Origin of the sequence: Adhaeribacter soli (genome assembly GCF_008727925.1) — a bacterium.
GTDB lineage: Bacteria > Bacteroidota > Bacteroidia > Cytophagales > Hymenobacteraceae > Adhaeribacter_A > Adhaeribacter_A soli.
This window is the reverse complement of the sequence record NZ_VTWT01000007.1, coordinates 149,533-175,565: the sequence shown is the minus strand read 5'-3', so window position 1 is coordinate 175,565 and position 26,033 is coordinate 149,533. Positions and strand designations below refer to the sequence as shown.

The following is a 26,033-nucleotide window of genomic DNA, read 5'->3' as shown; positions in this document are numbered from 1 at the left end:
TACCGGAGCATTAAAATCAGGCTTTTGCTACTTCCCAAAGCTGTAACCCAGCGCAAGACCTACCGAAGGCCATACCGGAGGCAGGATATAGTCGTAACCAATAAACAAAGCCAAGACCCCAGCCCGGACGAAAAACTTGTTATTTGAGGAAACATACCGGCAGCCAAGCCGCACAACCGGCATCAAAGCAGTTTCATATTTCAGCTTGCCCGTTTCATCGTTGTTTTCAGTAATAATTTTATAAGTTACTCCAAAACCAACTTCAGGCTTCACTCCTTCCGCTCCCCAGAACACGCTGAACTCCATCGGAATGTCGATGTCATACGCCTCCTTATTCTTATTCATCGGCAAAGGCCAGCACATGCCGCCTACGCGGAAAGCCAGTACATCGGTGCGGCCTTTTATCCGGAACAGGCGTTCGTAGTTAAAAGAACCGGTCATGGTGTTCCCCATGCCCTCCACATATACCGAATTCAGGTACTGGTTATTCTTCCGGATCGTATCTCCCGGGCTCATCTGGGAAAAACTTCTGGTCCCAAATCCTATCCAAACCAGTAAAAAAAGTAAAATGGCCTTCTTCATGCTGAGGTTAAAACAGTTTTCAGAAAGCTATGTTATTTTAAAATCAAATACAATCCCGGCTCCTGAAATTTTGTTTCCGGCAGAAAAATGTATCTTTAAGCATTACATCAACTTCCGAAGCATATGGAATGGATCACGATTGTGTCGTTGCTGGTATTTGGCATTGTGTTGCTGGCGGCCGAAATTGTGCTGGTGCCCGGCACTACGGTGGTAGGCCTGGCCGGCGTAATTCTGATAGGCATTGGCGTCTGGATGGGTTTCCGCGACCTGGGCTCCGGTTATGGCTACCTTATACTGGGTATTTCGGTGGTGCTTACGGCAGCTTTTGTGTACGTCGGCCTGAAAAAACAAACCTGGCAGAAATTTGCTTTAACCACCGTAAACAAAGCGCGGGTAAACGAAGACATTAAACCGGAACTCGAGGTTGGAGAAACAGGCACCACGCTTTCTTCCTTACGCCCTATCGGCACCGGGTATTTTCACGGGAAACACTTTGAAGTTTGCACCAACGGCGAATTCATTCCCACCAATACCAGCATCCGCATTATTAAGATCGACCACCACCGCATTGTTGTGGAACAGACAAGCTAAATGGCTTAATTGTTAAATTGTTAATTGTTGATTGCTAATTGTTGATTGTTGATTGGCTTTTTAGAAAACCGCTACCATTTAGCGAGAAAAAGTCTAACATCTAATGTCTAATATCTAACGTCTGAAATAAAACTATGCAAGATCTTTCCCCCGCGTTTCTGGTTGCCGGAATCGTAATTCTGTTCCTGGTATTCCTGTATTTTTTCCCGATCAACCTTTGGGTCACCGCTTTATTTTCGGGCGTGCGGGTTAATCTTTTCGACCTCGTTTTTATGCGCATCCGGAAAGTGCCGCCGAGCCTGATCGTAAATTCCATGATCACGTCTACCAAAGCCGGCATCCTGATCACCAGTTCCGAACTTGAAACGCATTACCTGGCCGGCGGCAACGTGCCAACCGTCATCAAAGCCTTAATTTCGGCCGATAAAGCCAACATTCCGCTTACCTTTAAGCAAGCTACCGCTATAGATCTGGCCGGCCGCAACGTTTTTGAAGCCGTTACCACTTCCGTAAACCCCAAAGTGATCAACACCCCCAACGTTGCAGCCGTGGCGCAGGATGGGATTCAGCTGATCGTTATAGCCCGCGTAACGGTTCGGGCCAACATCGCACAATTAGTGGGCGGTGCCGGCGAAGAAACCATTCTGGCGCGTGTGGGCGAAGGCATTGTAACGAGCATCGGTTCGTCTAAATCGCATAAAGAAGTATTGGAAAACCCGGACAAGATCTCGAAGCTGGTATTGCAGAAAGGCCTCGACGCCGGAACTGCTTACCAGATCCTTTCCATCGATATTGCCGACGTAGACATTGGGGAAAACATTGGCGCCAAACTGCAGATCGACCAGGCCAACGCGGACTTAAAAGTAGCCGAAGCAAGAGCCGAAGAACGCCGCGCCATGGCCGTAGCCGTAGAGCAGGAAATGCGCGCCGAAACCCAGAAAGCCAAAGCCCTGGTGGTGCAGGCCGAAGCAGAAGTTCCAAAAGCCTTGGCCGATGCTTTCCGGCAAGGGAATTTAGGCGTGATGGATTACTACAAAATGCGTAACATCCAAGCCGATACCGACATGCGCGATTCCATTGCCAACCCGGGCAGCAGCGGCAGCACCAAACCAGGCCGCGAAGAGGGCCGGCAAAGTTAAAACGTTACCTTTGGGTACTAAAAGGTAACCGAAAATTTCAGGAATGGAAGAACAACAAAACAACCCGCTGCACGGCAAAACTTTAGAAACTATTCTTACCGAACTGGTAGCTTTTTACGGCTGGAAACAGCTCGGCAACATGATCACGATCCGGTGTTTCACCCACGACCCCAGCATAAAATCGAGCCTAAAATTTTTACGCACCACGCCCTGGGCCCGCAAAGATGTGGAAGATCTGTACGTGCATTATGTAACGAATAAAAAGAAGTAAAAAGCTTTTCGGAATCAGGAATACCAGATTAGAAAATAAAAATTCAAAAAGGGAAGCCTGCTGAAATACATCAGCAGGCTTCCCCTTTTTTACCAAACCATACTGTTCAGGCTATTTCTTCATGATCACGAACTCTACCCGGCGGTTAAGGGCACGGGTTTCTTCTTTCACGTTGCTGGCTACCGGTTTGGTATCGCCGTAACCGATCGTGCTGATGCGTTTTTTCTCTATACCTTTTTCTACCAGATATTTCTTCACTTCATTTACCCGGTCTACCGAGAGCTTCATGTTCAGCTTCGAATCGCCCTGGTTATCGGTATGCCCCTCCAGGCGGATCTCTACGGCCGGGTAATCTTTCATGATCTTTACCAGGCGGTTCAGTTCAGAGAAAGAACTTTCGCGGAGGTAATATTTACTCTGGGCAAAGAAGATGTTGTTCAGCTTGATTTTAGCACCAACTTCAAACGGCACGAGTAAAAGGTCGCGGGTAATTTCGGTGTATTTGCTGGTTTCAGTTGCATCCAGGTTTTCGTCGATGGCAATGTAGCCGTCAGCCTCAGCCAGGTAACCGTAGCTGGTTCCGCTGGGCAGTACAATGGTGTAAGTACCGTCTTCCGGATTGGTTTGCGCCACGCCCAGTTCTTCGCCGGTTACCAGCGACTCGTAAATGATTTTGGCGTTAAGCGGCTTATTCGTTTTGGCATCTAAAACGCGGCCCGTAACCAGCACCACCGGCTCCGGCTTGAATTTGGAAACTAACCCGATCTTGAAAATATCTTTCGAATCTTCCGTACCATTCTTCGTTGAAACCAGGTACGCGTATTCGCCGGCCGCCGAAACCGAATAATAAGCATCCCAGTCTTTGGAATTCACTTCCGGGCCTAAATTAAGCGGCGTGCTCCAGTTCTGCCAGGTATCGTCGAGGCGTTTGCTATAGAAAATATCGCTTTTACCGTAGCCTTTGTGCCCGTCCGAGGCAAAGAACAGCGTTTTGCCGTCGGCGGCAAGGAAAGGAGCAAATTCCGATTTTTTGGTATTAATGGTTTTTCCCAGGTTAATCGGCTTCGACCAAACCCCGAATTTCTGCAGAAAACTCACGAACAGGTCTTGTCCGCCTACCCCGTCGTTGCGTTCTACGGCCATGAGCAGCACTTTCCCGGAGCTTCCCAGAAAGAAATCGACCAGCTCTTTGGAGTTGTTGTAGTAGTTCAGAATGTTCAGTTTAACCGGCAGGCTCCAGCCACTTTTGGTACGCGTACTTACCGATGCACCTTCCGGGGTCATGGTACCATCCGGGTGGTAGGTATTGATGAGCAGCAGCGTATTGCCGTCGGCCGAAACCGAGGCCACGCCGTTGTTGCCGTTGTTGTTTACCGGACCGGGAAGGTTTTTAGCCGGCCCCCAGGACTGGGTTTTCATGTCCAGTAATGGCGAGGCCCACACATCCTGGCCGTCGGAGGCGCCGCCGGTATTTTTCGGGTGATCCTGGCGGGCAAAGAATAAGGTTTTTCCGTCGGAAGAAATAATTGGCCGGGTTTCTACGTATTTGGTATTCACATTCGGGCCTACGTTCTCCATTACCGTATCGAAAGCAACCTCCTGCTTCGTTTTAAGCTCTTTCCGGACAAAAGATTCCTCGGTATCGGCAATCCCGATGGCATCGATCTGGTTCACGCCGCCTACGGCAGCGGTATTCATGGTAACCACCACGCCAATGGTGCGGTATTTTGCGGCCGGAAAAGATACCGTTAGCACCCGCGATTTTACGGCCAGCGGCCCCGGCATCTCGTTTTTATAAACTTCGTGTTTCAGGCCGCGGGTATCTACCAGTTCAATTTTAGTAATGGAACCCGGGTTCACGTTTTCCACCACGGCCACCTGCCGCGCCACCAAAGATTTTGAGAAACGGATCTCGATGAATTCTTCTTTTTCATCGTCGCGTTTCGGGCTCCAGGCCTGGCTGTTCGGTTCGCCCAGCGGAAGCGCGTTCGGTTCGCCGATCACCTGGTCGGGTGCATACGGATCTTTGCCGCTGGCGCGTTGCGAAGAAACTTTCAGCACTTTGGTAGTCCAGACGTATTTCTGGGCTTCCGCCGCAAACGCTGCCAGGAAAAATGCGAAACAAAAAAGGATATGTTTATACATGAAATTTCGGTTGTAAGTCATTCCGGATTACATCAAAAACAGGCTTTTCAGTTCCTGATCTTTGCCATTGCGCAATATTAAAATTGCAGATATTCTCCCGGAACTCAAAATTACAGGATTTCAATTACTTATAGTACTGCTATCTGAGTTATAATAACATTTTATAATCCCTGCCTTTTTCAGGCACTATGCTACCAGGTTATTTTTGGGCAGAAACACGAAAAAAGCACAACTGGTTGCCTGAGGTTAATCTATTCCAGCTAAACCTCTGCTTTTCAGACCCGTTCCATATCGTTTTTTTTCAAGAATTAAAGCCTCGAAGCTTTCTTTAACTTGCAGGCCTGCTTTGGATTAGGTAATTTAGATAAATTGTTCGTGCCGGTGCCAAAAGTTTACCTTATTCTGGCTTTGCTGCTTTTTCCTTTCGCCGTCCGGGCAGTTTCCCCGGACAGCACAGCCGTTTACGAACTGAAATCGAAGCGCATTGGGATCAATACGTTTTCCATGTACAGTTTCCTGGCCGGCGCCGACAGCCTGAACGCGAAACAGGTTCTCCGGTATTATCTTTTCCAGGACCATCTTTATAATTCGGTGCTTCCCGAAAACCGGTTTACCAGGGAAGATTATTTTGCGAACCTGGAGCACAGCTGGCGCTTCCGGCCGAAATGGATGCTGCAGGAGCGTTTCCTCTACCAGAATAACCGCGCCAGCCAGGCTTCAGTAAGCAGTCTAACCGGGCAGCTTCATTTCACCCCCAACCCCTTATTCGACTGGCAAACAAGTTATTCCGTTTTTGCCGGCGTAAAGCGCGATGCCCGTAGCCTTTTTGCCGATACCGGCCCTGAATACGGCGGCACATTAACTGTTTCCCAATACCAACCCGAGCTTTTAAAATCCGCCGGCGGCAGCATTTTCTTCAGCCAGGCCTCGCTCGCGCCGCGGCAGTTTCAGCGCCTACTGGCCGATGCCCGGTACGAAAAACAATTCGGCGCATACGGTTCTACCAGCCTCCGGGCCGAATACCGCCGCAACCGCACCGAAGATTATTTATCGGGCAACGTGCAGCGGATCCAGAGCGACACGCTGGCCATTTACGGGAACGGCACGTACGTGGCTACCGAACAGCTTTCCTTCCGGAGCTCGAATTACCTGGCTTTGCCGGCCCGGGCTTTTTCCTACCGCGGCATAACCGAAAATGCTTCCCGGCCCACAGATTCCCGTTACGAACAATTTGAACTGGTAACGCTGCAGGAGGCCATTTTCAAACTTCCGAAATTACAGGCCGGCGCTCAGCTGGGCTACAAAGAACGCAACCGCCGCTACAACAACGACCGCGACAAACCCAAAGACCTGCTGCAAAACACGACTTCCTGGGGGCTGAATTTAACGTATCTTTTCACGGAAAAACATAGCATTTCTTCCCAGGCCCAAGGCGAATTATTACGCGTAAATACGCCCAGTAACCAGAACAACGAAGACCGCGACGAAGCTTTGTACCAGGGCCGGATCGTTTTTACGTCGCGGTGGCTACCAGGCTTCCGGACCAATATTGGTTTGGTGGGCACCTACAAGCAATACGTTTTTATAAAAGCCGTCCAGACCGCCGAGAACTATACCGAACGAAGCCTGCATTACGAACCCGGTTTTATCTGGGCGCCCGGCCGGTTCAGCTGGGAGGCGCAAATGCAGGTGCAGGCCAATTACCAGGTGCGCGACCTAAGCACCGAACAGCTGAAGAACCGCGCCAACCGCACGTTCAACCAGACCCACCAGCTCCGCTACGACCTTACCCGCAACCTGGCCCTGCAGCTGGAATATTACCGCCGCGAGAACCGCCTGGGCTTACTGAACTGGGATAACTTTTCGGAAAGCCCTTTGGATACGACCATCAGTAATTCGCTCGCGTTTTTTGTCAGGAAAGGGATTACCGGCAGAAAAATGCAGACCAGTTTGCGCGCCGGTTACCGGTACTTTGAGCAGCGCATCCAGGGCAAAGCCGGCTTCAGCGACCAGGGGCAAACGCCTACTCAAATTTACCTGCACAACATTACGCGGCAGCACGGTCCGGAACTTAGCTACGAATGCCATACGCACAAAGGGCTACGCATTTATACCAGCTTCTGGCTGCAGCGACTGCATACCTTCAAAGCTTACCGCCAAACCGATCTTCCTTATTTAGGAACCACTTATTCGCCGGAAGAACTGCAGCAGCAAACCAAAGCCTGGTACCCCTATTTCGATGTTTCGGTACACTGGGCCTTGCGTTTTTCCGGGTATCGGAGCAGGAGAATTTGAAGATTTGGAGATTTGAAAATGTGCTAATGTGGTAATTTGGTAATTTGCTAATTTGGTAATGCGGGAATGAAGAAATGTAAAAATTGGGAGTAGTGCGAATTGATTTTTTGAATTTCTGAAAAGGTATCTTTCTAAATTCTCCCCGACCATAAAAAAGAAAAATAAAATAATCACTATCTGATCTTTTCATCCTGAGTTTTCGGCCTAGAACGTTAGCGTTTTGGCATAAAAAAGCGGCAAACCGTTTCCGGCTGCCGCTTTAATAAGCTTAGATTGTGGCTTATGAAGAGTTTAAGGCTATTTGGTTGAAATTGTTAGTGGAAATACCGGTAACCTTTTCATCGGCAAGATTTTCTCATTTTCACATTGTCACATTACCTCATTAGCCCACTAACCCATTAGCACATTAAAAAATTAGCACATTAAATTAAGCTTCTTTCAGGGTAATGGTACGCTCAACAGTGTTGTAAGGGCCCGGAATTACGTTTCCGGCGTTATCGAGCAGTTCCAGCTTAATTTTGTTTTCGCCCATTGGTAAACCTTCGATGGAATACGGCAGCCAGGTATCCAGCATAAATTCGGTACCGTTAATGGTAGCCCGTACTTTATTGCCTTGCGGCGCAAGCGTAGTGTTTACCAGGTAAAAATCGAGCATGATCTTTTTGGTATCCTTACCTACATACTCCCCTTTCGGACGGCTGTAGAACATGTGCTGGCCTTTCAGGTCGAAGGTGTTCGGTTCTTTCGGCTTGCCTACGGTAATGGTGCGAAGGTCGTAAGCGCCTTTGTGCTTCAGGCTTTCGTGGTAAGAGCGCGACAGGAAAGAAAGAATTACGTGATTGCCTTCTTTGATGTCTTTCGTGAATTTGGTTTCGTAATGGGCGGTGTAAGGCTCGTTGTCAACGATATTGTGGATGTGCTGGCCTTGCATGGAGTTGGCCATTTCTTCCATGTGGTGCCCGCCGGTCATTTTGGTAAGCTGGAAGTTGGAAATATCGTAGTTGAAAGTTACCGGTCCCGGAGGCACATTGGCGCCGGCCAGGGGCTCATTTACCCGCATGGCGGCTTCCGGCATTTTAGGCGAATCGTCGAAGGAGTATACCCGCAAACCATTCTTTTCCATTACATTACCGGCAGTGGTTTCTTTGTTTACTTTTTCGGCCGTGCCGTTGGCAGTTGACTCGCCGGTGGTTTGTTTGGTGGTATCGCAACCTCCCAGAGCCAGCATAAAAACGCCCGCCAGGAATAAGGAATTCGGTTTTTTCATAGTTTTAAATTTTTCAGAGATTAATTTGAATTTCGCTAAATTAAAATAAAATTTTGTATAACTTGCAAAGTACGTGATTTTCTAAATCCAGATAAGTTTGATAGACATGAGTGAGAAACTAGTAGACAGAATCCCTTCCCTGGACCTGGCCGATTTCCTGTCAGGAGATCCTGCCCGGAAGCAAAAATTTGTAGATGAAATTGGCGAAGCATATAATACCATCGGCTTTATTGCCCTTCGGAACCACGGCCTTTCCGATGAGCTTTCCGAAAAGTTATATGCTACGGTAAAGAAGTTCTTTGCGTTGCCCGATGAGATAAAACAAAAATACGAGAACCCAGCACTGGCCGGGCAGCGTGGTTACATCGGCAAAGGAAAAGAACACGCCAAAGGCCGCAACACCGGCGACCTGAAAGAGTTTTACCACGTGGGCCAGGAAGTGGCCGACAATGACCCGATAAAAGAAGAATACCCAGAGAATATCTGGCCGGAAGAAGTTCCGGAATTCAAGGAAACCGCGCTGACCGCTTACAAAGCCCTGGAAAAAGCCGGCAAAGAAGTACTTCGTGCCCTGGCCATTTACCTGGGCCTGGAAGAAACGTATTTCGACGACAAGGTGCACCATGGCAACAGCATCCTTCGCCCGATTCACTACTTCCCGATCGAAGATCCGGATAGCGTACCGGCCGATGCCGTTCGGGCAGCTGAACACGGCGACATCAACCTGATTACGCTGCTGATGGGCGCCTCTGCCGATGGCCTGCAGGTACTCCGCCGCGACGGCAAGTGGATCCCGATCACGGCCCTGCCGGAACAGATCGTGGTAAACGTAGGCGACATGCTGGCGCGCTTAACCAACAACAAACTGAAGTCCACTATTCACCGCGTAGTAAACCCGCCGCGCGAGCTGATGCATACTTCCCGTTATTCAATTCCGTTCTTTATGCACCCGCGCTCCGAAATGGACCTTACCTGCCTGGAAAGCTGCATCGATGAACAGAACCCGAAATCATACCCGGATGCAACTGCCGGCGAATACCTGACCGAACGCTTAATTGAACTCGGTTTACTGAAGAAATAGCTCCTTACAATCCGGACCGAAGCCATTAAGGTTTCGGTCCTTTTTTGTAACAAAATCCTACCGTTACTCACTTTAAACATCCCGGACGTTTTTGAGCCTTCGTCATTATATTTTTCTGAAAGATGTACTGGTGCTCGCCCTTACGGCATTCGGGGGGCCACAGGCGCATGTGGCTATGATGTTTAAGCTGCTGGTAGATAAGCGAAGGTATTTAACTGAAAAAGAACTGATCGAGCTGAATGCGCTGTGCCAGATCCTGCCCGGCCCCAGTTCCACCCAAACCCTCACAGCCATTGGTTTCCGGCTGGGCGGCCCGAATTTAGCTTACCTCACGCTGCTGGTCTGGGTCACCCCGGCCTTCATTTTCATGACCCTGGCGGCTATAACTGTTTCCATCCTGCAGCAAAACCACATCTCATTGCATTTTGCCCGTTACATTCAGCCCATGGCGGTTGGTTTTGTAGCCATGGCGGCTTATAAGATCAGCTCGAAAGTAATTGAAAGCAAAACAGGAGTAGTACTGATGGTGATCTCAGCGATCCTGTCTTACTTTTTCCGTTCGCCGTGGGTGTTCCCGGCACTGCTCCTGAGCGGCGGCGCGGTTACAGCCATTAAATTCAAAAAACACCCGCTGGAAGCCAATAAAAAGCTTCGGATAGATTGGAGCAACTTTATTCTGTTCGGCCTGGTACTGGTAGCAGCAGCGGTATTGGGAAGCATTACCAAATGGCGGGGGCTGCTTTTATTCGAGAACTTTTACCGGAACGGCACGCTGGTTTTTGGCGGCGGCCAGGTACTGATCCCGCTGCTGTACACCGAATTTGTTGAATTTAAAAAGTACCTCTCTTCCGAAGAATTCCTTTCCGGCTATGCCCTTTTACAAGCCCTGCCGGGTCCGGTATTTGCTTTTACGCCCTACATCGGTGCGCTGGCGATGCGCCACTACGGCATTGGCGGCCAGATAATCGGCTCGCTGGCGGGCACGGCAGGCATCTTTTTACCCGGCACGTTCCTGATCTTCTTTGTAATTCGTTTCTGGGATGAACTGAAGAAATACCGGGTGGTTAAAGCCTCGCTGGAAGGAATAAACGCAGTTAGTTCAGGCATGGTTTGCGCGGCAGCCATTTTGCTTTATCATCCGGTGGAGTCCAGTTTTTTAAACTTCGGAATTGTAATAGCCACCTTCTGCCTGCTGCAATGGACCAGGATCCCGGCGCCCTTTATCATTATCTTCGGCCTGCTTTTAGGGTTCGTGCTTTAAGGCTTTACTTTTTAGCCTTAAAATGGTAGCGTTTAGCACGAAAAAGCGCACCGTTTGTAGTGCGTTTTTTTTGTAAGCAGGCAATTGCCTGTTGAATTCCAAATTATCTTCCTTTATCTTCGGCCAGGTGTAAAAGGTATTCGCCGTAACCGCTTTTTACCAATGGTTTGGCTAACGCCCGCAATTCCTCGGCAGTAATAAAACTCATCCGGTAAGCCACTTCCTCAATGCAACCAATTTTGAGCCCCTGCCGCTCCTCAATTATCTGAACAAAATTAGCAGCCTGCAATAAAGAGTTGAAGGTACCCGTATCGAGCCAGGCTGTTCCGCGGCCCAGGATACCTACTTTTAAAGTACCTCTGCGCAGGTATTCCTGGTTTATGTCAGTTATTTCGTATTCGCCACGGGCGCTTGGCTTCAGGTTCCTGGCAATTTCAATTACAGAGTTGTCGTAAAAATAAAGGCCCGGTACTGCGTAATTCGATTTCGGTGCAAGGGGTTTTTCCTCGATCGACAATACCGTATTATCGGCATCGAAGGTAACTACGCCGTATCGCTCCGGATCCTGCACGTGGTAGGCAAAAATTACGCCTCCCTCCGGGTCGCTGTTGCGCATCAGGAGTTCGCCTAAACCGTTGCCGTAAAAAATATTATCGCCCAGGACCAGCGCTACTTTATCGTTGCCAATAAAGTCTTCCCCAATCACAAAAGCTTGCGCCAACCCATTCGGTTCTTCCTGCACGGCGTAGGCAAACCGGCACCCTAAGCTTTTTCCGTCGCCAAGCAGCTTCTGAAAAAGCGGCATATCGTGCGGCGTGCTGATGATGAGGATCTCCCGGATACCGGCCATCATCAGAATAGACAGCGGGTAATAGATCATGGGCTTATCGTAGACCGGCATCAGCTGTTTGCTTACCGCCAAAGTGAGCGGATGCAAACGGGTACCGGAGCCGCCAGCCAGGATAATGCCTTTCATAATTGTAATAGTTAAATGGCTTAATAATTAAATGGCTTTAAATAATTCCTTTTCAGAACAATTTAACCATTTAGCTATTAAGCCATGTAAATTAGTTGTTGTAGATAAATTCCTGATTATTCAGAAACCACTGGTACGTTTTCTGTAAGCCTTCGCGGATGCGTACCTGCGGATTATACCCTAACAGGTTCTTTGCTTTGGAAATATCGGCTAAGCTGTCGCGGATGTCGCCGGCACGGTCAGGACCGTAAACCGGTTCAATATCGGCCTTGGCTTCTTCTTTCAGAATATTAAAAAGATCGTTCAGGGAGGTACGGTCGCCAACGGCAATATTATAAACCTGGTTTATCGCCTCCGGATCGTCTACCAAAGCTGCTTTAATATTGGCCTGCACACAGTTTTCTACGAAGGTAAAATCGCGGGTCTGGCCACCATCACCGTTCATTTTGGGTGGTTGGTTCTTCATTACCGCATCAATAAACAGAGGAATAACCGCCGCATATGCCCCGTTCGGATCCTGACGTGGCCCGAATATATTAAAGTAACGAAGGCCAATAATTTCCATGCCATAGGTTTTACCAAATACATCGGCGTAAAGCTCGTTGGCATATTTGGTTACTGCATAGGGCGAAAGCGGCTTCCCGATCTTATCTTCTACTTTGGGCAAGGCCTTGCTGTCGCCGTATGTAGAGGAAGACGCAGCATAAACAAACCTTTTTACCTGCTGATCTTTAGCCGCTACGAGCATATTTACAAAGCCGCCTATATTTACGTTATTGGACGTTGCCGGATCCTTAATGCTGCGCGGAACCGAACCCAGCGCGGCCTGGTGTAATACGATATCAATTCCAACACATGCCCGGTTACAGGTTTCCGGGTCACGGATATCACCCTCTACTAATTCAAAATTCGGGTTATCCAGAAACTGTCTTACATTTTTCGGAAAACCGTTCGAATAATTATCAAGTACCCGGACTTTACCAGCCTTGTATTTAAGTAAGTATTCTACCAAGTTGGAACCGATAAAACCGGCGCCTCCGGTTACCAGAAAGGAAAGCCCCTCCAGGGGCTGATTATGGAAAGGATGTTCGTACACTTTTATATTAATTAAGAATTCAAAATTAATAATTTCCGAATGCAGAACTAATTATTAGTTTACTGGTATTCTGAACGGCTCTAAAGCCGAACCTGAATTCCTGTATAGTTCTAAATGGCTGCCTCTTAATTATTAGTATAATTTACCGGTTATATTGTTGTTCGTAGTAAGTCTGATAGCTGCCGGAAGTTACATGGTTTAGCCACTCCGGGTTTTCCAGGTACCACGCTACCGTTTGCCGCAACCCTTCTTCAAAAGATACAGAGGGCTGCCAGCCTAATTCATGCGTAATTTTGGAAGCATCAATCGCATAGCGCAAATCGTGGCCGGCCCGGTCGGTTACAAAGGTTATCAGCTGCCGGGAAGTTCCCTTTTCCCGGTTCAGTTTTTCATCCATTATATCGCAGAGCAGCCGGATCAGATCAATGTTTTTCCATTCGTTTTTTCCACCAATATTGTAAGTGTCGCCAACCCTGCCTTTGTGGAAAACCAGATCGATGGCGGCTGCATGGTCTTTTACGAACAGCCAGTCCCGCACATTTTCACCTTTCCCATAAATGGGCACCGGCTTCAGGTTTTTAATATTGTTGATTGCCAGCGGAATAAGTTTCTCCGGAAAATGGTACGGCCCGTAATTATTGGAGCAATTCGAAATTTTTATTGGCAAGCCGTAGGTGTCATAATATGCCCGTACAAAATGATCGGAGCTGGCTTTGGATGCCGAATAAGGCGAATGCGGATCGTAGCAGGTTTGCTCTGTAAAAAGCCCCTCCGCCCCTAACGAACCATATACCTCATCGGTAGAAATATGGTAGAATTGCTTGTTCTCTGCATTATCCTTCCACAGGTTGCGAGCAGCGTTCAGCAAATTTACCGTACCCAACACATTCGTTTTCACAAAAGCCATAGGATCGGTAATGGAGCGATCTACGTGCGATTCGGCAGCTAAGTGAATAACAGCATCGAACTGGTACTGCTTAAAAGTTTCCTGAATGTAGGTTTCATCTGCAATGTCGCCTTTCAGGAAAACGTAATTTGGCAGATCCTCGATGTCGGCCAGATTCTCCAGGTTCCCGGCATAGGTAAGCTTATCCAGGTTGAAGACCTGGTAATGCGGGTATTTGGTTACAAACAACCGGACCACGTGCGAACCTATAAAACCGGCTCCTCCGGTAATGAGGATTTTCATGCGGTAAGCTGGTTTTTCTGAAGCTGGCATTGCCAGTTCCAGGCGCTTTTCAGGGCATCCTCCAAACTAAGCTCCGTTTTAAAGCCTAGTTCCTCTGTTGCTTTCGTTACGCTGGCATAAATTTCAGGAACGTCTCCTTCGCGACGGTTGCCAATAATATAATTCAGTTTTTGCCCGGTTACTCTCTCAAAAGTTTCAATCACCTCTAATACGCTACTTCCCTGTCCTGTACCGATATTATAAATTTCCAGAGGCTGGTTCGCGCCTGACATTAGCCGATCGAGGGCTTTAACATGCGCTTTGGCTAAATCTACCACATGCACGTAGTCGCGAATATTACTGCCATCGGGGGTATCATAATCGTTTCCAAAAACAGTGAGTTTCTCCCGAATGCCGGCAGCCGTTTGCGTAATGAACGGTACCAGATTATTGGGCACCCCTAATGGTAATTCGCCAATTCTGGCAGAGATATGCGCCCCTACCGGGTTAAAGTAGCGAAGCGCAATTGTTGAGATGGAACCAGTCCCGCTTTTTGCTAAATCCGAAAGGATATCTTCGCATATCTGCTTCGTATTTCCGTAAGGGGAAGCTGCCTTTTTAACGGGCGTAGCTTCCGTAACCGGCAACTGATCGGGTATGCCATAAACGGTGCAGGAAGAAGAGAATACAAGATTCGGGATCCTGTATTCTTCCATTAATTGCAGTAAAACAACTAAAGAGCCAACATTATTATGGTAATACTTCAAAGGCTCTGTAACTGACTCTCCAACTGCTTTATAGGCCGCAAAATGAATTACACCTTCTATATTCTTTTCCTGCTCAAATACCTGCCGGAAAGCATTATAGTCGGCACAATCAAGGCGGTAGCATGCTATTTTCTTTTCAAGGATAGCAGCAACACCATCTAAAGCAGATTCCTGGGAGTTAACGAAGTTGTCTACAATTACAGGCTCAAAGCCTGCCTGATAAAGTTCGACAACAGCGTGCGAGCCAATATAGCCCGCTCCGCCGGTTACCAGTATCTTTTTACGTTCTTCCAAAACAGAAATGTTCCTAAATTATAAGCTCCAGTACTGAATACCGTCGCTGCTGAATTTGTTCCGATAGATCCCTTTGATATCCATTACCACCGGGTTTTCGGAAGTGATAGACTTAAAGTAATCTTCGTTCAGATCGAGGTATTGCTTGTGGTTTACCGCTACTACTACGGCATCGTAATCGTTACCGGGTTTTTCTACCAGGCTGAAGCCATATTCGTGGTGCAGTTCATCAGAGTCGGCAAAAGGGTCTACCACGTCAACATTCACGCTGAAGGTTTTCAGTTCGTTGATCACGTCGGCCACTTTGGAGTTGCGGATGTCTTCTACATTTTCTTTGAAAGTAGCGCCCATTACCAGCACTTTCGCGTTGGAAATGTCTTTGCCCTGTTTCACCATTAACTTCACGGCTTTCTTGGCAATGTAAGCACCCATGTTGTCGTTGGTGGTACGGCCACTCAGGATTACTTTGGCATCGTAACCCAGTTCTTTGGCTTTGTAAGTCAGGTAATATGGATCTACGCCAATGCAGTGACCGCCAACCAGACCCGGAGAGAATTTCAGGAAGTTCCACTTGGTTCCGGCGGCTTCCAGTACTTCGTAGGTATTGATGCCTAAACGGTCGAAGATCAGGGAAAGCTCATTCATCAGGGCGATATTTACGTCGCGCTGGGTGTTTTCGATGATCTTGGCAGCTTCGGCTACTTTAATGGAAGACGCGCGGTGTACGCCGGCTTCCACCACCAGCTCGTAGGTTTTGGCAATTTCTTCGGAAGATTCAGCATCGCAGCCGGAAACTACTTTCACGATACGGGTTAACGTGTGCTCTTTATCGCCCGGATTGATACGCTCCGGAGAATAACCCACTTTAAAGTCGCCCGGGAATTTCAGGCCGGATTCCGCCTCCAGTACCGGAATACAGTCGTCTTCGGTACAGCCCGGATAAACGGTTGATTCATAAACCACATAATCGCCTTTTTTAAGCACTTTACCTACCGTTTTAGAAGCAGCAAGCAAAGGTTTCAGATCCGGCATAGCGTGCTCATCGATCGGCGTAGGCACGGCCACAATGAAGAATTGCGCTTCGCGCAAGACGTCCAGACTGTCGGTGAAAACGATATCGCATCCTTCGAAGGCTGAAGATTCAAGCTCGCCGCTTGGGTCGATGTTGTTCTTCATCATTTCAACGCGCTTGGCATTGATGTCGAAGCCGATTACTTTGATCTTTTTTGCAAATTCCAGGGCGATCGGAAGCCCTACATAACCAAGTCCGATTACAGCTAGTTTAGCTTCTTTTTTTACCAGTTTGTCGTACACAGTATTTATCCTTTTATGATAGCAGTCGTTGTTTAAAATTCAATTAGTGTCCTTTAATTAAAACTTCCGGCGGAGAAAAATATAAACCTGCCGCGGGCACAGTTCATTTCAGCCGGAACATTTTTAGGGCAGGCAAATTTAGGACAATATTCTAAAAAAAACGTCCTAATTATAATATGTTTTCCTTTTATTTAAAGCGTTTTACCTTCGTTTCCAACGCCCGGCCAGCGGGCTTCTACAAAACGGTCTTTGCCAAAAAGATCCTGAATCGGGGTTACCTGTTGGTATTGCTTTTCTTCCAGCATTTCTACTGTTAGGGCGGCGAATTGCTCGTTTATCTCAAAATAAAGTCTGCCACCCGGTTTCAGCAGTTTCCGGCCTACGTCCGCAATGCGGTTATAATAGCGCAGCGCGTCGGTATCGGGTACAAAAAGCGCCAGGTGGGGTTCGTGATCGAGCACGTTGCGCCGCATCTGGGCTTTTTCCTTTTCCAGAACGTACGGCGGGTTGCTTACTATTATATCGAGTGTCCGTTTTTTTACCGGAATGTTATCTTCGAAAATGTCGGCCTGCAGCCACTCGATGGGCTGGCCGTATTTCAAAGCATTACCGTGGGCCACTTCCAGCGCTTTTTCAGAAATATCCATGCCGTAAACCTTGGCGGGATTCAACACTTCGGCCAGGGCCAGAGGAATGCAGCCGCTGCCGGTGCCAATATCCAGAATGTGCAGATCAGGTTCATGCTGATGCGCTTTTACAATGTGGTTTACCAGTTCTTCGGTTTCGGGCCGCGGAATAAGCACTGCCGAATTAACGGTAAGCTCCAGGCCAAAAAAGTGGGCAGTTCCCAAAACGTATTGCAAAGGTTCGTGCTGCAACAACCGCGCGATCATCTTCTCTACTTTTGCTTCCGTTTCGTGGTCTACCACATCGAAGCGTTGCATGCTAAGCTCCAGGCGGCTGAGTTTCAGCACGTGCCCCAACAGCGAAAAAGCAATGGCAGAGGCTTCGGGCTCTTCGTATACTTCGGCAATGGCGGTTCGGATGTGGTTTATGAGATCCTGTATTTTTTTCACAGGCAAAGGTTTTATTTTTAATAAGTTTGCATTGCCCGGAACCCTGTTCCGCAACAAAGCTAAAAGATAAAGGTAGAAGGATTTCTTTAAATGCAGGCTTCTGATCTTGTCTTTCTTCATTCTTTTCTCCCCTGAACCATGACTACCTCCGACGAACTTTTTATGCTCCGTGCCCTGGAGCTGGCAGCCCTGGGCGAAGGCTTTGCCCGGCCAAACCCGGTAGTAGGTTGCGTAATAACGCACAATGGCCGCATTATAGGCGAAGGCTGGCACCGGCAATACGGAGAACCGCATGCGGAGGTTAACGCAATTAGCTCCGTAACTGAAAAAAATCTCCTGCCGGAAAGCACCGCTTATGTAACACTGGAACCTTGCTCCCATTTCGGAAAAACGCCTCCCTGCGCTGACTTGTTAATTAAGCACCGGGTAAAAAAAGTAATTATCTGCAACACAGATCCGAACCCGCTGGTTGCCGGCCGGGGCATAAAAAAGCTGCTTGAAGCAGGTATTGAAGTTGAAACCGGTTTTCTGGCCGAAAAGGGTACTCTTTTAAACCGGCGCTTTTTTACTTTTCACCAAAAGCAAAGGCCTTATATCGTACTGAAGTGGGCGCAAACGAGCGATGGTTTTCTGGCCAAACCGGAATATGAAACGGCACCGGTAAGCGGGGCACTGGCCAAATACCTGGTGCACAAATGGCGAACTGAAGAAGCGGCAATTTTAGTAGGTACCCGGACCGCCCTGCACGACAATCCAAAACTGAACGTACGGGAATGGACAGGACAGAACCCAGTGCGGTTGGTAATCGACAACAATCTTACGCTGCCGGAAAACCTGCATTTATTTGACCGAAGCCAGCCGACCATTGTATATAATCTTTTAAGAGAGGAGCAATTACACGAAAACCTGAAGCTGGTACGTTTAGAAGCAGGCAGCGACTTTTTAGCGCAATTACTCTACGATCTTTACCGGCGGCAGATTCAGTCGGTACTGGTAGAAGGCGGCACGTTTTTGCTCGATGCTTTTATCCAAAACAATTTATGGGATGAAGCGCGGGTTTTCAGGAGTCCGAAGAAATTTGGAAACGGCATTGCCGCCCCGCAACTATCCCTGAATACCTTAACCGAAACAACTTTAATTGGCGAAGACCAGCTGTTCTTACATAATAGTGATTAGTGAATAATGATTAGTGATTAGTAATTTCTAATAAATGGTTGTCATGTTGAGCGATAGCGAAACAACTCGTCGGCGTAAAGTACAGCAGTTATTTCCGGCTTCTTTGCTATTAGCCGACAAGGTCCTTCGCTGGCGCTCAGGTTAACAGGTGTATTTAGGAGATAGCTTCTGGTAATTTCTGAAATTTTAATTTCTGGAATTCTATTTCCAGTTTTTCAAGCTGAAACAGTAGCGTTTTCAGCTTTAAAGTCCAGGACGTCTTTAGCCAAATCATTTTCAAATTCCAAAATAGCACATTACCACATTAAAAATTTAGTACATTAACTTATGGCCGAAACAATTGCAATCTCACCCAACAGTACAAAGGCTGAAAAATACGAACAATTACTGCCGCAACTTGAGGCTTTAACTTCCGGGGAAACAGACCTGACCGCAAACCTGGCGAATACCATGGCCGCTTTGAAGGAGGTTTTTAATTTCTTCTGGGTTGGCGCTTACCTCGTTAAAGAGGAGCAGTTGGTATTGGGTCCGTTTCAGGGTCCGGTGGCTTGCACGCGCATTGCATTTAACCGGGGCGTTTGCGGTGCCTGCTATACCCGCCACGAAACGGTGTTGGTTCCGGACGTGGAAGCCTTTCCGGGACACATTGCCTGCAGCAGCGCTTCCAAGTCGGAAATTGTGGTACCGGTTTTCAAAAACGATGCAGTAGTAATGGTACTGGATGTGGACAGCGATAAGCTGGATGACTTTGACGAAACTGATAAAATTTACCTGGAGAAGCTGGCTGGCCTCATGAGCAGCTGGTTTTAGTTGAAATAGATTTCCCAGCGGGTACCCTTTTCGAAAGAGATCTTATACGTGCCGTTCAGTTGCGTAACCAACGATTTTACCAGTTCCAGGCCAAACGATTTAGATTGGTGTACTTCCGGAAAGCCGGCGCCGTTGTCTGACACGGAAAGCAGGTGCTGCTCGCCGGTTTTGGCCAGTTTAACCGAAATTTTCCGGCCGGCGGCTTCGTTAACGGTATGTTTAAAGCAGTTGGTTATAAGCTCATTGCTGATAAGGCCTACCGGAATCGCTTTTTCTACCTGAAGCCAGACGCCGTCTACCTCGTAACTTACCATTTCCTGGTCGAGCTGGCCGTGGTAGGTAAGCATTACGCTTTCGGAAAGCTCCTGCAGGTATTCCGGCATAAAGATTTTAGTAATGTTTTCGTTCTGGTAGAGGCGTTTATGCACCAGGATCATGGAAGAAAGCCGGTTTTTGCTTTCCAATATGGCGCTTTTTGCTTTTTCGTCGGAAATGGCCTGAGCCTGCAGTTTCAGTAAGCTGCTTACTACCTGCAGGTTGTTTTTAACCCGGTGGTTTAATTCGTTCAGCAGCGTTTCAATATTTTCGCGGCGTTCGTTGGCCAGTAAAACGGCATTTTCGAGCTCGGCCTGCTGCTGTTTGATCTGCTGATTCAAGGCACGCAATTCGGCATTCTGAAGCAGGGTTTTGTGGCGTTCGCGGTAATAACTTTTCCGGGAATTCACGATAAGCACTACCGTAAAAAGCAGGGAAAACAAAAGCGCTGTAAGATGATCTAATATTTTTTCCTCCCGGGAATGGTAAGGTACCACCCACTCCGGATAAAAATACTCCAGGGCAATCAGGCCCACAATGCTGCAATACAAAATGCCAAATACCCCATAATGATAACGGGGCGGCATTACCAGCACAAAAATATTGAGCAGCATAATGTACACATAGAAGGTGGTGCCGCCCATGCCGTTATTATAAAAGTACATGCTCCCCATTACTGTTATGGTTGCCAGCACGTAGCAAAAGATCAGGTAAACCGAAAAGCCTCCCCGGTAGCGGGCAATGTAAAAAAGCACCCCGGAAATTAACACTCCAATGGCGCTTAAAATGGTATTTTCAATTTCCAGCCCGATTATGGGATTTATGATAGAGGCCAGTGCAGCATAGGCTGTGATGAAAAAACTGGAGAGATTAAATAGCCGGTGCTCAAGCGGGAAAAGGGTACGGGAACCTGAAACAGAATTAAGAAAATTCCGGAGGAAAAGTTTCATGTATAAACGCTGGGCTTAAGCTGAATAAATCGGCATATGCAATTATAACAAATCGGTATTTAATTGCAATATTTTTAAAGCCGAAGCCCGGAGTTATTTAGTGAAAGGCTGAGATTTGAATTAAAACGTTTTCCTCAGGGTCGAAAAGGCCGCTGCCCTATGGTTCGAAAAATAAAGAAGCCGGTCGCATAATCTGCAACCGGCTTCTTTTCTGAATGCTTCTTGTTTAATCTTATTGCTTAATCGCTTATCCGAAGAAGGAAGAACCCGGGGTTTTTAACTGGGCAATAACCGTCTGGCCGCCTTTGGTTTTCTGGCCAAGCTCCACTTTCATTTCGGTATCCAGGGGCACAAAAATATCTACCCGGCTGCCGAATTTAATAAAACCGAACTCTTCGCCCTGGCTTACTTCGTCGCCTTCTTTTACGTACCACACAATGCGGCGGGCCATAGCGCCGGCAATCTGTCGGAACAACACTTCCGGACCGGCGGTGCTTTCTACCACTACCGTAGTCCGTTCGTTCTTGGTGCTCGATTTCGGATGCCAGGCTACAAAATAATTACCCGGGTGGTAGCGGAAATACTTCACAATGCCGGAAACCGGGTTACGCGTAATGTGCACGTTAATCGGCGACATAAAAATGGAGATCTGCTTGCGCTTGTCCTTGAAATATTCCGGTTCTTCTACGTCTTCAATTACTACCACTTTGCCGTCGGCGGGCGCAATAATAAGGTCTTCGTGGAGAAGCAGGTTGCGGTACGGGCTCCGGAAAAACTGCAGCAGCAATAAAAAAACGATTACGGAAGCGCCGGCGATGAGTTGATTTACCAGGCGGTTGGCAGCATTTAGCTGGAACATAAAAATGTTTACCACCAGGAGAATTAATAACGTAAAAAATAGAATCCTGCGTCCTTCCTTATGAATTTTCATTGTAAAATAATTGGCGCGTAAGCCGGTCTTGTATTAAGTTATAATAGCCCGGGTTGTAGCACAGCCCGGGCTATTGAAGTTTAACCGGCAGTTTTCCGGTTAAAAGGTATCGTTTTCTTAGAAGCCGCCGCGGAACTTGTAGGTCTGAGCAACTTTATCGATGGCCACAATATAAGCAGCAATCCGCATTGTAACGTTATATTTCTGCGAAGTAGCGTAAACTTTTTCGAAAGCATCGGTCATAATGCGCTCGGCGCGCTCGGTAACCAGCTCCAAAGTCCACTTATAACCCAGGCGGTTCTGCACCCATTCGAAGTAAGATACGGTTACCCCGCCGGAGTTTGCCAGAATGTCCGGCACCACCATAATGCCTTTCTCGTTAATGATCTTATCGGCGTTGGCAGAGGTCGGGCCGTTAGCGCCTTCCACGATCAGCCTGGCTTGAATTTTATCGGCGTTGGCAATCGTAATTACGTCTTCTACGGCAGCCGGCACCAGCACATCTACTTTAGAAGTAAGCAGATCGCCAGGATCGGCCATCAACTCAGCGCCTTTAAAGCCTTCCAGACGACCTTTGTGCGCGTTCTTATACTCAATAGCTGCATCGATGTCGATACCGTTCTCATTCCAGTAAGCACCGGTAATGTCGCTGACAGCCAGAATTTTCACGCCTTTATCGAAAAGCAGTTTAGCAGCCCAGGAACCTACGTTTCCGAAGCCCTGAATAGCAGCTGTAGATTTGGTCGGGTCCATGCCCAGTTTCTCCATTGCTGCCATTGCCGAAACCATCACGCCACGACCGGTAGCTTCCACGCGGCCCAGGGAGCCACCTAAAACAAGGGGTTTGCCGGTTACTACCGAGTTCACGGTCATGCCTTTGGTTTTGGAATATTCGTCCATTAACCAGGCCATTTCGCGCGGACCGGTACCCATATCCGGGGCCGGAATATCCTGATCCGGACCGAAGGTATCGATCAGAGCCAGGGTATAGGCGCGGGTTAAGCGCTCCAGTTCAGCGGCAGACATGGTAGTCGGGTCGCAAATGATACCACCTTTGGCGCCGCCGTAAGGAATATCTACTACGGCACACTTCCAGGTCATCCAGGCAGCCAGGGCCTTTACCTCATCCAGGAAAACGCCTTTGTCGTAGCGGATACCGCCTTTGGAAGGACCTAAAATAGTGGAATGCACTACCCGGAACCCTTCGAATACGCGCACGCTGCCGTCATCCATCGTGATAGGCATGTTTACGATCACCTGGCGGGCCGGCGATTTCAGTACATTATAAGTATCGTCATCTAAGCCAAGGCATTCGGCCGCGATGTTGAACCGTGACATCATCGACTCGAAAGGGTTTTCCTTGTCTTTGATCGGGGCCGGTTCTTTATAAGCCATCGTATTTCGCATAGTTATAAGGGAATTTAAGAGGAATTTCGGCGTCAAAGTTAGCAGAATCCCTGATAAGCCAAAAAGAAAAGCAAGGGAAAATCTGACAATGTTGTTTAGAATATTTTCAGGAAGGCAACAATGAACGGCACAACCATTAAAAGGCTGTCGAAACGGTCTAAAATACCGCCGTGTCCGGGAATCAGGCTACCGGAGTCTTTTACTCCCAGGCTCCGCTTCATCAGCGACTCGGCCAGGTCGCCCAGCACCCCGAAAACCGAGACAATAAGGGCAATGCCTACCCAATGGAAAAAACTCAGATCGGTCATGTATTGCGCTAAAAGCCAGGCCACGCCAATAGCCAGCAGCGTTCCGCCAGCCCAGCCTTCCCAGGTTTTGCCCGGCGAAATACGCTCGAACAATTTATTCTTCCCCATTGATTTTCCGGCAAAGTAAGCTCCCGAATCAGCCGACCAAATCAGGAACATGGTACCCAGAATAGGCTGCCAGGTGTAATTCCTATTCTGAAAACCGATGATGCTGAACAAAGCAAAGGGCATGGCTACGTAGAAAACGCCCAGAACCGTAAGGCCCAAGTTTACAAAAGGGTATTGCTTTTTGCGAAAAAGCTCCGCTACAAAAGCCAGCATCAGTACCGGCGGCAAAACGTACAGGGCATTTCCAGGCAATAACCCTTTCTGATCCAGAAAAACCAGCAGGAACAAGCCGATGCCCAGCAAAACGCCGATCGGTTTGTTCGGTGCCATGTTGTTTACCGAAAGCAGGCGGTAGAATTCCAGTAAACCAAGTACCGTTAAAGCCCCGAACAGCAGAAAGAAAGTCCATTCGCTTAGCCAGATCGCCCCGATAAAGATTATCCCACCGGCCAGGCCGGCCAGGATGCGGGTTTGCATGTTACTTAGTTTAGGCGGCGTTTGTACCTGGGTCATGAATGCGTAATTTTTAGTTCGGTTTTGAGAAAGCTCCCGTAATTTTTAAAGCTGAATTTCAGAAGCGGTTTTCCGTTAAACGGGCGTCCGGGTTTTCTGGTATTGCTTTATAGTGTTTTTGCAGATAAACAAGCACCATTAAACTGGCCGCCAAAGAAGCCAGGCCGAAGTACCAGGGCATGGCATCGGTGCTTTCTACGTTGGCTTCTATCATTTTATTTTGCTGCAGGTAAAGCAGGAAAACCGTAACCCCGTTATTCATGAAATGCCCGGCAATGGGTACCCATAAATTCCGTGACCAGGCATATAAATACCCAAATATGGCCCCTAAAACCACCCGCGGGAAAAAGCCGAAAAACTGCACGTGAATGGCGCCGAATAAAATGGCCGTTACCCAGATGGCTACGTGTTCGTTCCTAAGCCAGCGAACCAGGTTCTTCTGAATAATGCCCCGGAAAACCAGTTCTTCGCCAATGGCCGGAATGAGGGCAAAAGCCACCAAGCCGATCAGCATCTGGCCTACCGAGTTGAATTGCGTCAGGTACCGGGTAAGTTCCCCCAGCTGGTCTTCCTTTTGCTTCATCCAGAGTTCCATTCCTTCAAAGGCTTCCGGCAGGTGCATTTTGGCGTTCCAGTTTATAAGCCAGGAATTGGCCGGCATAATTACCAGCAGCAGCAAGGCACTGATCACGAGGAGCGGAACATGGTTTTTCTTGCTGAAAAGATACTGTTTTACGGAAGGTTCGCTTGCTGACAAAAACACCAGCGGCCCTATGGTAAACATGAACAAATGCGTGATCACCTGGTAGAACACCATCGCGCTCCGCCCATCCGGGTAAGCCTGAGGGTTTTGGGTAAGCATGGTAATATCCGTCAGGGAAAGGCCGTAGCCGAATTTCAGCCCTAAAAGCACCACGAACATGCCCACGCAAATACCGGCCAGCATGAAAACAAGCAAGAGAAGCAGTTTGTAAAAAGGATGCAGGCCGGGCGAAATGAAACCTTTCATGGGAGGCTTTTGGTTTAAAAGACGTAAATTTACGCGAATTTTTAGATTTAGATAGTTTTGGTTCAGATAGGTAACATTTCCCTGCCCGATTTCCCGCTCCTGCTCGCGCCTATGGAAGACGTAAGCGACCCGCCGTTCCGTGCGGTTTGCAAAGCCAACGGCGCCGACATGATGTATACCGAATTTATTTCTTCGGAAGGTTTGATCCGCGATGCGGCCAAAAGCCGGATGAAGCTCGACGTGTTCGACTACGAGCGCCCGATCGGCATTCAGATCTTTGGTTCGGATATTGAATCGATGCGTGAATCGGCGGTAATTTCTACCATGGCCGGGCCGGACCTGATCGATATTAATTACGGTTGCCCGGTGAAGAATGTGGCCTGCCGCGGTGCGGGCGCTGCTTTGCTCCGCGACATTCCGAAAATGGTGGAAATGACTTCGGCTATTGTAAAAGCCACGCACCTGCCTGTAACGGTTAAAACCCGCCTCGGCTGGGACGATTCTACCAAAAACGTAACCGAAGTAGCCGAGCGGCTGCAGGACATCGGCATTCAGGCGCTTTCCATTCACGGCCGCACCCGCGTGCAGATGTACAAAGGCGAAGCCGACTGGGCCTTAATTGCCGAAGTAAAAAACAACCCGCGCATCAAGATCCCGATCTTCGGCAACGGCGACATCGATACCCCGCAAAAAGCCCTGGAATACAAAAACCGCTACGGCGTGGACGGCATCATGATCGGTCGCGCCGCCGTTGGTTACCCGTGGATCTTCCGCGAAGTAAAGCACTTTGTAAAAACCGGCGAAATTCTGGCGCCACCCACCTTAGACGAACGTCTGGATGCCTGCAGAATGCACTTTCAGAAAAGCCTGGAATGGAAAGGCCCACGCCTGGGTGTTGTGGAAATGCGCCGGCATTATGCCAATTATTTCCGCGGCCTGCCAAATTTCAAACCCTACCGCACCAGATTGGTAACTGTAGACGATCCGGCGGAAATCTATGCGATATTGGAGGAAGTGGCTGTAGCGATGGCCGGCGTGGAGGCAGAGGTTTGACCCCACTCAACCTTCCCCTAATTTAGGGGAGGGCTTTTTTTTTGCCTGCTTTCTTTGGAAGGCAGGAGCTTTTTAGTTGCCTGAATCAGGATTTTCAGGATTTGAGGATTTTCAGGACTATTCTCTTGAA

General features: G+C 48.3%; 23 protein-coding genes. 9 read left to right on the top strand and 14 right to left on the bottom strand.

What is annotated here, in order from left to right; all coding sequences use genetic code 11:
• Positions 1 to 27: 27 nt before the first annotated feature.
• Positions 28 to 582, bottom strand: coding sequence for a hypothetical protein (locus F0P94_RS13735; RefSeq protein WP_150904463.1), 555 nt, complete (start codon positions 580 to 582; stop codon positions 28 to 30).
• 123 nt (positions 583 to 705) lie between these two features.
• Here F0P94_RS13735 and F0P94_RS13730 point away from each other — a divergent pair, with 123 nt between their 5' ends.
• From F0P94_RS13730 to F0P94_RS13720, 3 genes are all read left to right on the top strand, one after another.
• The gene (locus F0P94_RS13730; protein ID WP_150904462.1) at positions 706 to 1,173 is read left to right on the top strand and encodes an NfeD family protein; all 468 of its coding nucleotides are present in this window, start codon (positions 706 to 708) and stop codon (positions 1,171 to 1,173) included.
• Positions 1,174 to 1,307: 134 nt separating this feature from the next.
• Positions 1,308 to 2,312 carry a flotillin-like protein FloA gene (floA, locus tag F0P94_RS13725; RefSeq protein WP_150904461.1) on the top strand — a complete coding sequence of 335 codons (1,005 nt, stop codon included), beginning with the start codon at positions 1,308 to 1,310 and terminating at the stop codon, positions 2,310 to 2,312.
• A gap of 43 nt (positions 2,313 to 2,355) precedes the next feature.
• On the top strand, positions 2,356 to 2,583 hold the full coding sequence (locus F0P94_RS13720; RefSeq protein WP_150904460.1) for a VF530 family protein: 228 nt from the start codon (positions 2,356 to 2,358) through the stop codon (positions 2,581 to 2,583).
• Between the two features lie 111 nt (positions 2,584 to 2,694).
• Here the strand turns inward: F0P94_RS13720 and F0P94_RS13715 are convergent, their stop codons facing one another.
• Complete coding sequence (locus tag F0P94_RS13715; RefSeq protein ID WP_191907046.1) at positions 2,695 to 4,728, bottom strand: OmpA family protein; 2,034 nt, start codon at positions 4,726 to 4,728, stop codon at positions 2,695 to 2,697.
• 333 nt (positions 4,729 to 5,061) lie between these two features.
• On the opposite strand from F0P94_RS13715, the gene F0P94_RS13710 reads away from it, so the two are divergent.
• Positions 5,062 to 7,023 carry a TonB-dependent receptor gene (locus F0P94_RS13710; protein ID WP_191907045.1) on the top strand — a complete coding sequence of 654 codons (1,962 nt, stop codon included), beginning with the start codon at positions 5,062 to 5,064 and terminating at the stop codon, positions 7,021 to 7,023.
• Positions 7,024 to 7,450: 427 nt separating this feature from the next.
• Here the strand turns inward: F0P94_RS13710 and F0P94_RS13705 are convergent, their stop codons facing one another.
• Positions 7,451 to 8,290 (bottom strand): hypothetical protein, encoded by an 840-nt coding sequence (locus tag F0P94_RS13705; protein WP_150904457.1) that lies wholly within the window; start codon positions 8,288 to 8,290, stop codon positions 7,451 to 7,453.
• Positions 8,291 to 8,396: 106 nt separating this feature from the next.
• On the opposite strand from F0P94_RS13705, the gene F0P94_RS13700 reads away from it, so the two are divergent.
• Entirely contained in the window at positions 8,397 to 9,371 is a 975-nt protein-coding gene (locus F0P94_RS13700) for an isopenicillin N synthase family dioxygenase (protein WP_150904456.1), read from the top strand.
• A 91-nt stretch (positions 9,372 to 9,462) separates the two neighbouring features.
• Complete coding sequence (gene chrA, locus F0P94_RS13695; protein ID WP_150904455.1) at positions 9,463 to 10,632, top strand: chromate efflux transporter; 1,170 nt, start codon at positions 9,463 to 9,465, stop codon at positions 10,630 to 10,632.
• A gap of 103 nt (positions 10,633 to 10,735) precedes the next feature.
• Here the strand turns inward: chrA and rfbA are convergent, their stop codons facing one another.
• The 6 genes from rfbA to prmC form a co-directional block, all read right to left on the bottom strand.
• Positions 10,736 to 11,608 (bottom strand): glucose-1-phosphate thymidylyltransferase RfbA, encoded by an 873-nt coding sequence (gene rfbA, locus F0P94_RS13690; RefSeq protein WP_150904454.1) that lies wholly within the window; start codon positions 11,606 to 11,608, stop codon positions 10,736 to 10,738.
• Positions 11,609 to 11,699: 91 nt separating this feature from the next.
• Positions 11,700 to 12,704, bottom strand: coding sequence for an SDR family oxidoreductase (locus F0P94_RS13685; protein ID WP_150904453.1), 1,005 nt, complete (start codon positions 12,702 to 12,704; stop codon positions 11,700 to 11,702).
• 142 nt (positions 12,705 to 12,846) lie between these two features.
• On the bottom strand, positions 12,847 to 13,893 hold the full coding sequence (rfbB, locus tag F0P94_RS13680) for a dTDP-glucose 4,6-dehydratase (protein ID WP_150904452.1): 1,047 nt from the start codon (positions 13,891 to 13,893) through the stop codon (positions 12,847 to 12,849).
• The gene (gene galE, locus F0P94_RS13675) at positions 13,890 to 14,933 is read right to left on the bottom strand and encodes a UDP-glucose 4-epimerase GalE (protein ID WP_150904451.1); all 1,044 of its coding nucleotides are present in this window, start codon (positions 14,931 to 14,933) and stop codon (positions 13,890 to 13,892) included. The genes rfbB and galE overlap by 4 nt, the downstream gene beginning before the upstream one ends.
• An 18-nt stretch (positions 14,934 to 14,951) precedes the next feature.
• Positions 14,952 to 16,256 carry a nucleotide sugar dehydrogenase gene (locus F0P94_RS13670; RefSeq protein WP_394349686.1) on the bottom strand — a complete coding sequence of 435 codons (1,305 nt, stop codon included), beginning with the start codon at positions 16,254 to 16,256 and terminating at the stop codon, positions 14,952 to 14,954.
• Between the two features lie 182 nt (positions 16,257 to 16,438).
• The gene (gene prmC / locus F0P94_RS13665; RefSeq protein WP_150904449.1) at positions 16,439 to 17,323 is read right to left on the bottom strand and encodes a peptide chain release factor N(5)-glutamine methyltransferase; all 885 of its coding nucleotides are present in this window, start codon (positions 17,321 to 17,323) and stop codon (positions 16,439 to 16,441) included.
• Between the two features lie 138 nt (positions 17,324 to 17,461).
• Here prmC and ribD point away from each other — a divergent pair, with 138 nt between their 5' ends.
• Positions 17,462 to 18,499, top strand: coding sequence for a bifunctional diaminohydroxyphosphoribosylaminopyrimidine deaminase/5-amino-6-(5-phosphoribosylamino)uracil reductase RibD (ribD, locus tag F0P94_RS13660; RefSeq protein ID WP_150904448.1), 1,038 nt, complete (start codon positions 17,462 to 17,464; stop codon positions 18,497 to 18,499).
• Positions 18,500 to 18,826: 327 nt separating this feature from the next.
• On the top strand, positions 18,827 to 19,309 hold the full coding sequence (locus F0P94_RS13655; RefSeq protein ID WP_150904447.1) for a GAF domain-containing protein: 483 nt from the start codon (positions 18,827 to 18,829) through the stop codon (positions 19,307 to 19,309).
• Here the strand turns inward: F0P94_RS13655 and F0P94_RS13650 are convergent.
• The 5 genes from F0P94_RS13650 to F0P94_RS13630 form a co-directional block, all read right to left on the bottom strand.
• Positions 19,306 to 20,574 carry a histidine kinase dimerization/phosphoacceptor domain -containing protein gene (locus F0P94_RS13650; RefSeq protein ID WP_150904446.1) on the bottom strand — a complete coding sequence of 423 codons (1,269 nt, stop codon included), beginning with the start codon at positions 20,572 to 20,574 and terminating at the stop codon, positions 19,306 to 19,308. The genes F0P94_RS13655 and F0P94_RS13650 overlap by 4 nt on opposite strands.
• A gap of 247 nt (positions 20,575 to 20,821) precedes the next feature.
• Positions 20,822 to 21,505 carry a phosphatidylserine decarboxylase family protein gene (locus tag F0P94_RS13645; protein ID WP_150904445.1) on the bottom strand — a complete coding sequence of 228 codons (684 nt, stop codon included), beginning with the start codon at positions 21,503 to 21,505 and terminating at the stop codon, positions 20,822 to 20,824.
• 117 nt (positions 21,506 to 21,622) lie between these two features.
• Positions 21,623 to 22,900 (bottom strand): Glu/Leu/Phe/Val family dehydrogenase, encoded by a 1,278-nt coding sequence (locus F0P94_RS13640; RefSeq protein WP_150904623.1) that lies wholly within the window; start codon positions 22,898 to 22,900, stop codon positions 21,623 to 21,625.
• 107 nt (positions 22,901 to 23,007) lie between these two features.
• Positions 23,008 to 23,841 carry a phosphatidate cytidylyltransferase gene (locus F0P94_RS13635; RefSeq protein WP_225307223.1) on the bottom strand — a complete coding sequence of 278 codons (834 nt, stop codon included), beginning with the start codon at positions 23,839 to 23,841 and terminating at the stop codon, positions 23,008 to 23,010.
• 58 nt (positions 23,842 to 23,899) lie between these two features.
• Complete coding sequence (locus F0P94_RS13630; RefSeq protein WP_150904444.1) at positions 23,900 to 24,850, bottom strand: CPBP family intramembrane glutamic endopeptidase; 951 nt, start codon at positions 24,848 to 24,850, stop codon at positions 23,900 to 23,902.
• 57 nt (positions 24,851 to 24,907) lie between these two features.
• On the opposite strand from F0P94_RS13630, the gene dusB reads away from it, so the two are divergent.
• Positions 24,908 to 25,903, top strand: a complete 996-nt coding sequence (gene dusB, locus F0P94_RS13625) for a tRNA dihydrouridine synthase DusB (protein WP_150904443.1) — start codon at positions 24,908 to 24,910, stop codon at positions 25,901 to 25,903.
• The last annotated feature ends 130 nt before the right edge of the window (positions 25,904 to 26,033 follow it).